7 protein-coding genes are annotated in these 11,271 nt (G+C 38.4%); 4 read left to right on the top strand and 3 right to left on the bottom strand.

Annotated features, from left to right (window positions below; all coding sequences use genetic code 11):
* Positions 1-48 precede the first annotated feature (48 nt).
* A complete protein-coding gene (locus N5852_RS10110) occupies positions 49-342 on the top strand; it encodes a mucin-associated surface protein (RefSeq protein ID WP_262097674.1) in 294 nt (97 codons plus the stop codon).
* 936 nt (positions 343-1,278) lie between these two features.
* Here the strand turns inward: N5852_RS10110 and N5852_RS10105 are convergent.
* The gene (locus tag N5852_RS10105) at positions 1,279-2,838 is read right to left on the bottom strand and encodes a vWA domain-containing protein (RefSeq protein WP_262097673.1); all 1,560 of its coding nucleotides are present in this window, start codon (positions 2,836-2,838) and stop codon (positions 1,279-1,281) included.
* Between the two features lie 266 nt (positions 2,839-3,104).
* Here N5852_RS10105 and rtcR point away from each other — a divergent pair, with 266 nt between their 5' ends.
* Complete coding sequence (gene rtcR / locus N5852_RS10100) at positions 3,105-4,712, top strand: RNA repair transcriptional activator RtcR (protein WP_262097672.1); 1,608 nt, start codon at positions 3,105-3,107, stop codon at positions 4,710-4,712.
* An 86-nt stretch (positions 4,713-4,798) separates the two neighbouring features.
* Here rtcR and N5852_RS10095 read toward each other — a convergent pair whose 3' ends face one another.
* A complete protein-coding gene (locus tag N5852_RS10095; protein ID WP_262097671.1) occupies positions 4,799-5,785 on the bottom strand; it encodes a GlxA family transcriptional regulator in 987 nt (328 codons plus the stop codon).
* Positions 5,786-5,929: 144 nt separating this feature from the next.
* Positions 5,930-6,793, bottom strand: coding sequence for a DJ-1/PfpI family protein (locus N5852_RS10090; RefSeq protein WP_262097670.1), 864 nt, complete (start codon positions 6,791-6,793; stop codon positions 5,930-5,932).
* 364 nt (positions 6,794-7,157) lie between these two features.
* Between N5852_RS10090 and N5852_RS10085 the strand changes: the two genes are divergently transcribed.
* Positions 7,158-8,888, top strand: a complete 1,731-nt coding sequence (locus N5852_RS10085) for a SulP family inorganic anion transporter (RefSeq protein WP_262097669.1) — start codon at positions 7,158-7,160, stop codon at positions 8,886-8,888.
* A gap of 328 nt (positions 8,889-9,216) precedes the next feature.
* Positions 9,217-11,199: an aq_1923 C-terminal domain gene (locus N5852_RS10080; RefSeq protein WP_262097668.1), complete on the top strand. Its 1,983-nt coding sequence runs from the start codon at positions 9,217-9,219 to the stop codon at positions 11,197-11,199.
* The last annotated feature ends 72 nt before the right edge of the window (positions 11,200-11,271 follow it).

The following is an 11,271-nucleotide window of genomic DNA, read 5'->3' as shown; positions in this document are numbered from 1 at the left end:
TTTTGAAATTTTCGCTAAAATATTAGCGGCAAAACGAGGACGAAGATAATGAAAAAGCTTTTATTAGTATCAGTTGCAATATTGTCATTAGCTGCAAGCAATGTTTTCGCAGCCGAGCGCACCTTAAATGGTGGCTCTAAAGAAAATACATATGTTGAGGGCCAGAAAGATGGTTCTCCAGTAGAAACCAAAGCCCCACCAAAAGAAGGTCGTCATTTTGGCGATGGCTCTCAAGAAAATTCCTATGTTGAAGGCCAAAAGGACGGCTCACCAGTTGAAACCAAAGCCCCACCAAAGGAAGGTCGTCATTTTGGTGACGGCTCGGTTGAAAACAAGCAATAATATATAATCCTGATTTATGATTAAAGTTTTAGGGCGGTTTCATATTTGAAGCCGCCCTTATTTTTCAAAAGATTATGCCAAATATCGCTTTAATTTTAATGCCTTTTTATTGATTTATTTTTTCTTGCTTTGCTTATTAATAAGTTAGTACTCTAAAACTTATTGATCTTTGGGTTTATCAGCTTAATTTTTTTAATGATATGTTGGAGACAATATGGAGCATTATTAAAAGCCATAGCAACAAGGATTGATGAAATATTCCTATTTTAAAAGTGGTATGTTAGCACTGAAATAGGGCAGATTTGAACTGCTTCGCTTTAATGTGAGAGCCAAAGCTTCACATCTAAAAGCTTTACCAAATGTAGTTCCATCGGCATTTGCTATGGTAGAATGTAGTTGTGGCGACAAGGAGTGAATAAGAGATTTACGTATAGAACAAAAATGTATTCTTATTCGGCATTCGCCACAAATATCAAAAATGAAATTTGTATAGCTATGACAACAAGGGAGTAACGAAACAAACTATCTCGCTCTAACACTGAGCTACAAGCCCACAGTGTCGGGCTTGGCAGGATTTGAACCCGCGACCTAGATTTTGGAATGTAGTTTCGTCGGCATTTGTCATATATAAAAGTTAAATAAAAATCATAGCAACAAGTTTGTAATGAAACAGTAGTCTGCGCTCTCTTTCTGAGCTCATGTTCATGTATATGAACAAGGTGGGACTTTAACCCGCGACCTAATGTAGTTCCACTGGCATTTGCCATGAATTTAATTTGGTGAGTCTTTTTTAGCATTTATTTTTCGTTTTGTAAAGTATTATTTTAAAAAAATAAATAAAAACAAAGGCTTGTGTTGAAGTTGTAAAAATCCACTTCCAGCTTTGTTTAAAACTTGATGATTTTGGCCATTTGTAATGCTTGGCTGATTTTATGCTTATAGCTCTATTGCATCAATCATTTTTGTCCATTGCTCTGTTTCCTGTTGTTTTGTCAGAGTTCCGATAAGTGTAAACACTGCATCGGAAAATCCACCAATATTGAAAACACCATCAAAATTTGCTGCAGGTGTTGTAATGTAAGGTTGTATGTCGAGACATATTAACTTTGCATCTGGGTTGCGATTTTTAATCTTGGCCCATTCTTCCATCATCTTGGTTGGCCCTGATCTGGTTAAATTGTTGGCATCCACCCATGATTCATTGTCAGAAATCATGATAACGACATCGGGCTTTGCATTTTCTACATTCAATGTTTTAAGTGGAGCGGAACAATTTGTGCCACCACCACCAATGCTGCTAAGTTTTTTGGCATTGGTCATAATGCTGTCGCGAGCATTGAGTTCAATATCAACAACATCAAATTCAAAGGGCATTATACGTGCGTATTTGTTTTTACGCATAATTGCTGCCGATATTAATGCTGCAACGTCAATGCATCGCACAACTGAAGTTGCGCCGTGGCGATAGCCAGTAACTGGCGATGACATGGAACCTGAAACGTCAGGGCAAAGTACGACATAGCCGTTTAGCTTAGGCACATTATCAAGAGCTATTTCCATAGCTGCTTGTAATGCATCTTTTACCATGCCTGGTAGTGCCTTATCAGCCATAAGATAGGTTGTCATGAGTTGATAGGGAAAAACGCGAGCCTTGCGAATTTCATTTTCATCACAAAGGCGACCTGCGATGAAGTGCGTAAAACCTGGTACTGAAAATACGTCATGACGTAAAAAAGTGTTAAGGTTTTGACGCAGCATTTGAAATCCAGCATGGTAGGCAATTTCTGCCCAATGCTCCTTAGTAAGATTAAGCGAAGTCAACATTTGGAAAGGCACTTCTGGCACTTTGCCAGTTTGGTTTAACTTAAATTCCTCAAACTCACGGACGATAGCTGGAAGTTCGTCAATATTATGAGGTTTTCCCATAATATAGGCATAAAGTGCTTCTCGCGATTTATCCTTTGGGCGCGGATGCACCATTTTGATGACATCAGCAAGCGAAGGTTTATTTCCTATATTGGCGCGCAAAATTTCAATGTCACTGGCATTTTCAAGCCATTCTTGCACAAGCCGTTTAGGGCGTGTACCAAGTGATTTACGACCAATGGTGCCAGAGCGCATAATTTGCACGAAATTACGCAGCATCTTACCATTGCGGATAACCCTTTTAAATACTTGGTTGAAATAAGTGCTCTCGTTTTTAGAAAGAATTGCGAGCAATAAAGCAGGCATATCTTTCATCAAGCCTTTTTCAAAAGCATAAATGGCAGTTTTTGCAAGAAACTCCGCGTCAACTTTTTCGCTAAGTTCTAAAATCTTATCCAACTGGTCGCCGCCATTGGCGTAAAATGTATTGTTAAAGGTGCCAGTCACTGCAAGCTGTGCTAAGGCTTCATTTGGTGAAAGCTCATAGGCTGGTGCGCCATGATGGTTATGGCTATTGGTTGCAGGAACAAGTTTTCCGCGTAGGGAAGCAAAAAGTTTAAAGTTTGCCATTGTATTTCCTCTTTATTTCCAGCATGGCTTTTTCATGCTTATTATTATTGACATTCTGACAAGGTATTTGGTTAAATTATCTTGCCTGCACCTATTGACTAAGCATAAGGCGTGCCAACTTCGATAAAGACAACTGAAAACTACAAAATATTTTTTTATCTTACTGATTTTATTGCTAAAATAATTTTATAAAAATATTTTCTTCCTTTTTGTTTTAAAACGGGCATAATATTATCAGTGATAATTTTTTATAAAGATTTATAATTATGGATAAAAAAACTGTTGTCTTTTCAGTTCTTGGCACAACCCTTGATATTGGTGCCCAAGCAAAACGCTGGTCAAAATGGCGGCCAACGGTTGCGCTTTGTCAGCAGGCAGATTTTCCAGTTGATCGGGTAGAGATGATCAATCACAGTAATGATAATAAGCTTGCCGAGGTTATTATTAAGGATATTGCTGAGATTTCACCCAAGACAAAAGTCGTGCAAAATTTTGTCGACATTAAAAATCCTTGGGATTTTGCTGAGGTTTATGAGCAATTGCGCTCCATTGTTACCAATTATGATTTTGATCTTGAAAATGAAGACTATTATGTAAATATCACTACCGGCACCCATGTTGCGCAGATTTGCTGGTTTTTGCTCACGGAGACACGCACAATTCCGGGGCGTTTGTTACAGCTTTCGCCGTCTTTGCGGGATGGAAGTGGCAATAGAAGCTCTATTGGTTCTTTTTCAATTATTGATCTTGATTTATCGCGCTATGATATAATTGCGCGGCGTTTTGCGCAGGAGCGCCAATCGGCGACATCATTTCTAAAGTCTGGCATTGCTACCCGCAATGATGCGTTTAACCACATCATAGACGAAATAGAAAAAGTGGCTATTCGTTCAAAGGCTCCAATTTTGTTAACTGGGCCAACGGGCGCGGGTAAATCCCGTCTTGCGCGACGCATTTATGAATTAAAGAAAATGCAGCATCAAGTTGAAGGTTCTCTCATTGAGGTGAATTGCGCAACCTTGCGCGGCGATCAAGCAATGTCAACCTTGTTTGGTCACCAAAAAGGCGCATTTACTGGGGCTGCTAGCAGCCGCCAAGGTTTGATGAAAGCTGCCGATCAAGGACTGTTGTTTTTGGACGAAATCGGCGAACTTGGTCTTGACGAGCAAGCTATGTGTTTGCGTGCTATTGAAGAAAAACGCTTTTTTGCGGTGGGTGCAGATGTTGAAACCCAATCGGATTTTCAACTCATTGCCGGTACTAATCGGGATTTACGCGAAGAAGTAACAAAAGGTCGTTTTAGAGAAGATCTATATGCAAGACTCAATCTTTGGACTTTTGAATTGCCCGCATTAAAAAATCGCCGTGAAGACATTGAGCCTAATCTTGATTATGAGCTTGATAATTATCAACGAGATGAAGGGCGAAAAGTTACTTTTAATAAAGAAGCACGCAATTTGTTTTTAGATTTTGCTATGTCTGGCACTGCCGAGTGGCGCGGCAGTTTCCGTGACTTATCAGCGGCAGTCTTGCGCATGTCAACCCTTGCGCCGCAATCGCGCATTAACGAGGAAACAGTGTTGGACGAGATTAAGCGTTTAAAATATAGTTGGAGCCGGGATAATTTGGGTAAAGATAAAAAATTGCTTGCAACTGTTTTAGGTGAAGATAAATTGGCGATGATTGATCCATTTGATATTCCCCAGCTTGATTTTGTCGTGCGTGAATGTCAGCGTTATAAAAGCATTAGTGAAGCGGGTAGGGCACTTTTTGCAGTTTCAAGAACGCAGAAAAAAACAGGCAATGATGCCGACCGCTTACGCAAATATCTCGCGCGTTTTGAATTAAGTTTTGAAATCGTGCACGACTTATAGCATTTGAAGGTTAATTATGTGAAGATAAAATAGCATATTCGATTGGTTTTTAATTTTTTGTCAATTAAGATATCAATATTGCTATTTTATCCATTGCTTGATTTGTAAATTTTTCGCCAATTTGTCGGTGTAATGCCGACCGATGCTTTAAAAGTATCTCTAAATGAAGTTGCTGAATTAAAGCCTGTTGCTGTTGCTATTTGTTCAATTGATGATGATGTAGTTTCTAACCATATTTGAGCTTTCTTTATACGAATATTAGCCAACCATGCCATAGGAGTCACCCCTAGGTTTGCTTTGAATTTTCGATTTAAAGTTCTAGTGCTCATATGAGTGTGTTTAGAAATTGATTGAAGTGAATGATTTAAGCTTATGGTATCCGTCAACCATGTTAAAAGCGGTGCGAGCGGTTCTTCTTTTTGTAAGTGCTGTGGTGAAGTTAGTTGTTTGTAATTGCCTTCACGTTCCATTGGCATGATAAAAAATTGGGAAATGGTTTGAGCTATAACCGAACCAAAATCATTTCGGATCATATGTAAGCAAAGGTCAATACCTGATGCAAGGCCAGCAGAAGTTAATATTTGTCCATTATCAGTAAAAAGAACATTTGGTTTGACTCTTACTTGCGGGTATTCTTGAGCTAGGGTTTCAATCAAATCCCAATGGGTTGTTGCAGTTAACCCATTTAAAACGCCTGAAGCTGCTAAAACAAATGCGCCTGAGCAAATCGATGCAATACGTGTTCCTTTTGTAATAGCATTTTGTAAGACTTCAAAAATGATGGGATCCCAAAAACCAACTGGATTACGAAGACCGGGAATAATAATTGTATCGGCCAAAATTAAATCATCTAATTTTGATTTACAAGTAATTTGCCATTCATGACTGGTACAAACATCATCGCCACCACAAATAGTAACATCGTAAGCATTAACGCCATTTTGATGTTTAACTAGGGAGAAGACATCATATGGAATTGAAACATCAAAAGGCACAAAATTATCTAAAACTAAAATTGCAATTTTGTGTTTTGAAGATTCTCTCAATGTGTTGTTTTCTTTTGAATTGGCCATGTACGTTTAATCGTAGTCTTAAGTTTTATGAAGGTTTTACGTCATATATTTTATAAGAGATATTTAAAATAATCATATAAATATCTCTCACGAAGTGTGTGATTATCCATTGGTAAAATCATATCGTGATCCAAGATCATTACCTTAGTCTAGCGTAACACCTAGCTGCTTTGCGGCTTCCACCAAAATTTTTTCCTTGTTAGGGGTTACCATTTCTAGCCATTGGTTGAATTTTTTTTGTTCTTTTTCGACAATTTTAGCTGGCGCTAAACGTGGCGAGCCTGTTTTAAATGGCGGATTGGGATCGTATTCCATAGAAAGTTCAATTGCTTGGGCAATATCAATTCCTTTAAGTGTAGCTAATAGTGTTAAACCAAAGTCGATACCTGATGTAATTCCCCCTCCAGTTAAGCGGTTACGGTCTTTGACTATACGTTCATGGGTCGGAATTGCGCCAAAATACGCTAGGTCATTAATCATTGTCCAATGAGCAGTTGCTTTGTAGCCTTTTAGCAAACCTGCCGCTCCTAAAATAAATGATCCTGTGCAGACGCTTGTTACCCAAGATGCTTTTTGTCCGATTTGGGCTACCCAATCAATCATGTCTTTTTTTACTATTTGAATGTAAGGATTAGCTGTACCAGGCACACAAAGAATATCGGTTTGTTTCATATCAGAAAAAGTCGCCGTTGGAATTAGCCCTAAGCCATTATCGTCAAAAATTGGGTTTTTATCCTTAGCGACAAAATCGATATTAAAAAGACTTTTCGAAAGTGCAGTCGATGGGCCTATAAAATCTAGAGATGTTACGCCGTCAAATATGAGATATGTTATGTGTAACTTCTTTTCGCCCGCTTTGAGCTTCATTATTGGGCGTGAAGCATTTGGTAATAAATTATTTTCACTCACCGGAACCTTAGCATTGCTGTTTATCGTACTTGAAATACCTGCCCCTAACGATAAAGCCAAAAGCTGGTTGAATCTTCTTCTATCCATAGTAATACCCATCTATTCCTATTAATCTCAATACTAATTAGTTTATTGGAATATTGGGATGGAAAAAGTGGATTATGTGCCAATTATAGCATGAATTTTGCCATTTTAAATTTGCATTCTCAGTTGAAAATAAAATTTGCTGACTCATCATATACTTTTTAGAATGATCAATGAATAGGTTACGTATTCAATAAGTGTATTTAGGGATTTCTATTTTTATCAAAATTTTGTTTATTATTTGGCGTGGTTGCTCACATGTCGTCATTTAAAATCTATGAATTTTGTCTATTTGGTAAGATCGCTTCACAGTTTTTCAAAAATGCTATAGTATTATTAGAAAGTTTGTCGACAATTTTATAGCTTGAGGGGTAAGCTAATGTCGGGGCAGGGGTTTGGTAATCATAAATCTGATGATAATCGTTTAAAACAAAGTTCTATTTTCTGGCAAATGTTCACGCCAAAATTTATCACAGTTTTACGTGAGGGCTATAGCTTAAGCAACTTCAAAGCCGATGCGTTAGCAGGCTTAACCGTTGCTATTGTTGCTTTGCCGCTTTCTATTGCCATTGCCATTGCGTCTGGTGCTTCGCCTATTCAGGGGCTCTATACATCTATTATCGGTGGCTTTTTTGTCTCGCTGCTTGGCGGCAGTCGCTTTCAAATTGGTGGGCCTGCTGGTGCTTTTATTGTTGTAGTCGCAACCACCATCAGCGAGCATGGCATGGACGGGCTATTGCTAGCGATGTTGATGTCTGGAGTATTCTTAGCCATTATGGGCTATGCGCGTCTTGGCACCTATATTAAATTTATTCCCTATCCTGTAACAATCGGCTTTACTGCTGGCATTGGGGTAATAATTTTTTGTAGCCAATTGATTAATATATTGGGATTAGAGTTGCAGGGGGGAGAACCAGGCCCCATTATTGCAAAAATGGCGGCAATATATGACGCAATAACAACTTTTAATGGTCAAAGCTTTGCCCTTTGCGCGCTCACAATCATTATTATTTTTGCTTTGAAAAAATGGCGCCCTCATTGGCCAGGAATGCTCATTGCAATTGCATTGGCAAGTTTTGCGGCTTTTTTGGGAGTGCTTGATGTTGCAACCGTTGGTAGCCGCTTTGGTGCTATGCCATCGCAATTACCAATGCCAGTGATGCCAGTTTTTTCGATTGATAAATTAGTAGAGGTAATGCCAGCAGCAATAACTTTTGCCTTGCTTGGGGCGATTGAATCGCTACTGTCGGCAGTGGTGGCTGATGGCATGAGTGGGCATCACCATCGCTCTAATTGTGAATTAGTAGGGCAGGGCTTTGCCAATATTATCACGGCGTTTTTTCAAGGTATTTGTGTCACCGGTACCATTGCACGCACCGCTACCAATATTCGCGCTGGGGCTTATGGTCCAATGGCGGGCATGATGCACGCAATTTTTATCTTGATGTTTATCCTGTTTGCTGCCCCGCTTATTAGCTATATTCCCCTAGCGGCGCTTGCTGGCGTACTTGCTATTGTGTCGTGGAATATGATCGAGCGCGGCGCGATAAAAACTTTATTTATCGCATCAAAGGGTGAAGCTGTTATTTTGACGGTCACTTTTTTACTAACTGTATTTTGGGGATTGGCTGAAGCCATCATTATTGGCTTTGCGCTTGGCGCCTTATTGTTTATTCAACGCATGTCAAGTTTAAGCAAGGTCGAAATGGATATACCCTTTGTGGGGGAAGATAGAATAGATGGTGCTAATAGCGCGCCTCCTGCTTTTGATGATAGCCGTTTAAATAATGAAGTTGTCATCTACCATATTTCAGGCATTTTTTTCTTTGGTGCTGCTGCTAATATTGGTTCAGTTCTTGATAAAATTGCCGATAGTTATAAGGTAATGATACTTGACTTTTCCGCAGTGCCATTGCTTGATGCAACTGGTGCGCATATAATTGAAAACTTAGGACAAACCGCAAAAAAACGCCAAATGAGAATGATAATCTGCGGTGCTTCCATTGCTCTGCGCAAAGAAATGCTTGCTCATAATATTCGCCCACCCTTAGTGGAGTTTTATAGTGATGTTGCGTCCGCAGTTGAAACAACCAAAAGCGCAGAAGCATAAATGAATGGATTTAAAGTTTAATACAAAAATTAAAAGTTAAAAAATACTTAATTTCATGTGTATAACGCCCTTTGTTTGTTTCTATTTTTAAAAATAAATGCACTATGTCAAGCGAGCTTAACGATAATTTCGTAAAGGCAATAAAATTACTTGCAATTAAATTATCTTGCAAAAATAATTTAGCAATTTGTGACAATTAAATAGGGTTGGAAATATGTCCAAAGAGGGTATCACAGACATTAAGAGTAAGGGAAATAAGGGCAAACTTATTGCGATCCTTATTATTCTTGTTTTACTAATAGGCGGCGGCATCTATTATTATCTTGGCTTGCAGCAAAAAAAAATAAATGCTGTTTTCGAACAATTGAAAGAGCAAGGGGTCGTATTTAAGGAGTGGAAAGAAAATTCCGATAAGACGTATTCTCTTGTTGAGCCAAAATTACAAGTTGCAGACAATGTGCAGCTCAATGTTGAAAGTATTAATGTTGCGATCAAAAATGACAGCTTGCTAGATATTAATCTTAAAAATGTCAGCTATAAAAACGGGGTGATAGAAGTTGCTTTGCCTGCTATTGCCATAACAGGTTATAAGCTGAATAAAGATATTTTTGACCCTCGTCTTAAGGACAAAATGGCGCCTTTTGCTTTGCATTTGCTAAGTAATGATTTTAAATTAATGGCGTTTGATAATTCCTTGGTTAAACTTTCTTTTAACCTGAGTGAACTTAAAATTTCAGCATCAATAGCCATAGGTAAGTATGAGCTTCATGATTATAATAATGGTATCGTTGCACAGCAAGTAATTGATAAATATAGTGTTGTTACCAATATAAGCACTAATAGCATATTATTGCCACCCACTCTCCAAATCGCCTCAATTGAGCAAATTACTGTTCAAGATAATAATGTGAGATTGCAAGTGCTAATGGCTTATATCGCAGACGATAAGCCAGATCAGCCATTTGAAAAAGTGAGCGGTGCAACTGTTATCAAAAATTATAAAATTGATACAAAATCACCCTTAAAACATGAAGAACAGATGTCGATTGAAGAAATTACAACCGATGGCATCTCTATGCGTTACGGAAAAAAAGCACCAGTTGATACCATAAACAACCTCTTGGCATTTGCCAAATCTGCTCCTATATCCGCACGTGAGGCTGAGGAAAAAGGCGAACAAGCGGAGTTAGACTATCCAAAACTATTTGGTCTTATTCGTGATGCTCTTTATATGATTGATATGGTAGGTCCATTTCAACAAGAGGCAAAAAACGCAACTTCAATCCAAAACGATTCTGAAGTCAATATAACCGTTAATATCGAGGGTCTTACAATTGGATATGAACCCTTAAAGACGAGTATAGAATATAAGGGCTTGGATATTAATGCCGCTAGCCCGCTATTGGATGATCAAGCTGTTGCAGTTGGAAAAATCGGTATTGTTGGCATTAAAAGAGTAGACTTTTCGTCCCTATATCAATTTGCTGTTTCAGAATTAGATAAATTATCGAAACTTGACACAATACCAAATGACAGAACATATGTTGTCGGCTTAATGGCAAATGTTGGCAAGCTATATCCTAAGATTGACGGAATAGAAGTTAAAAATGTCGATATGAATTTACCTATGTCTAAGGGTAATGTTAAATTCGATGAAATTTCGCTTAACCATAAATATGCTGTATCTGGTCCAATCCCAACATCTATTGATTTAAATGTTGTCAATTATCAGCAATTCGTCGAAGACTTTACTTATTTTCCTCAGAGTGTTGGCCTTAGCGATGGAATGCTAAAGCTATCTGCACGTATTAAAGCTGACTGGAATGAAGAAAAGAAACAAATTTTACTTCATGATAGTTTCTTAGAAACCAATGTTTTTGGTCGTGTAGATGCTAGTGCAACCATCGGTCAAGTGCAGCCATATCTTTTTTCAGGTAATACGATAGAAATGGCAGCTGCCGCATCGGGCTTAACAGTAAAAGATTTCGAAATTAGCCTTGATGATAAGGGAAGACTTAGCGCCTTTAAAGAAGCCATAGCAAAAGAAAAAAATATATCGGTTGAAGAAGTTAACTATGGTTTGATTTCGAGAATGGTCCCTATCACGCAAGACTATATCGATGATGATGACATTCGTGCAGGCGTCATCGTTCCTGTTGCAAAGTTTATGAAAAACGGCGGCGTTATAGCCTTTGGTGCAAAATCCAAAACCAGTTTTGGTGTTGGATTGCCCAGTTTCGCTCTGATAAATTTAAGCGATAGCCTTGATCCATTATGGTCACTGTTTGATATTGCAGTCTCCGTAAAATAATAGGTTTTTAAAGACGTTGAATAAACCATTGGTGTGTTGTTAAAACTCAACATACCAATGGTTTTTTTATGC

Origin of the sequence: Bartonella sp. HY328, assembly GCF_025449335.1 — a bacterium.
Classification (GTDB): domain Bacteria; phylum Pseudomonadota; class Alphaproteobacteria; order Rhizobiales; family Rhizobiaceae; genus HY038.
Note: the sequence above shows the minus strand (reverse complement) of the source record. Positions and strands in the feature narration are given on the sequence as shown.

What these genes read in the sequence shown, in the direction of transcription:
- N5852_RS10110 (WP_262097674.1), top strand. Translation starts at nt 49, where the DNA reads ATGAAAAAGCTTTTATTAGTATCAGTTGCAATATTGTCATTAGCTGCA.
- N5852_RS10105 (WP_262097673.1), bottom strand. Translation starts at nt 2,838, where the DNA reads ATGGCAAACTTTAAACTTTTTGCTTCCCTACGCGGAAAACTTGTTCCT.
- rtcR (WP_262097672.1), top strand. Translation starts at nt 3,105, where the DNA reads ATGGATAAAAAAACTGTTGTCTTTTCAGTTCTTGGCACAACCCTTGAT.
- N5852_RS10095 (WP_262097671.1), bottom strand. Translation starts at nt 5,785, where the DNA reads ATGGCCAATTCAAAAGAAAACAACACATTGAGAGAATCTTCAAAACAC.
- N5852_RS10090 (WP_262097670.1), bottom strand. Translation starts at nt 6,793, where the DNA reads ATGGGTATTACTATGGATAGAAGAAGATTCAACCAGCTTTTGGCTTTA.
- N5852_RS10085 (WP_262097669.1), top strand. Translation starts at nt 7,158, where the DNA reads ATGTCGGGGCAGGGGTTTGGTAATCATAAATCTGATGATAATCGTTTA.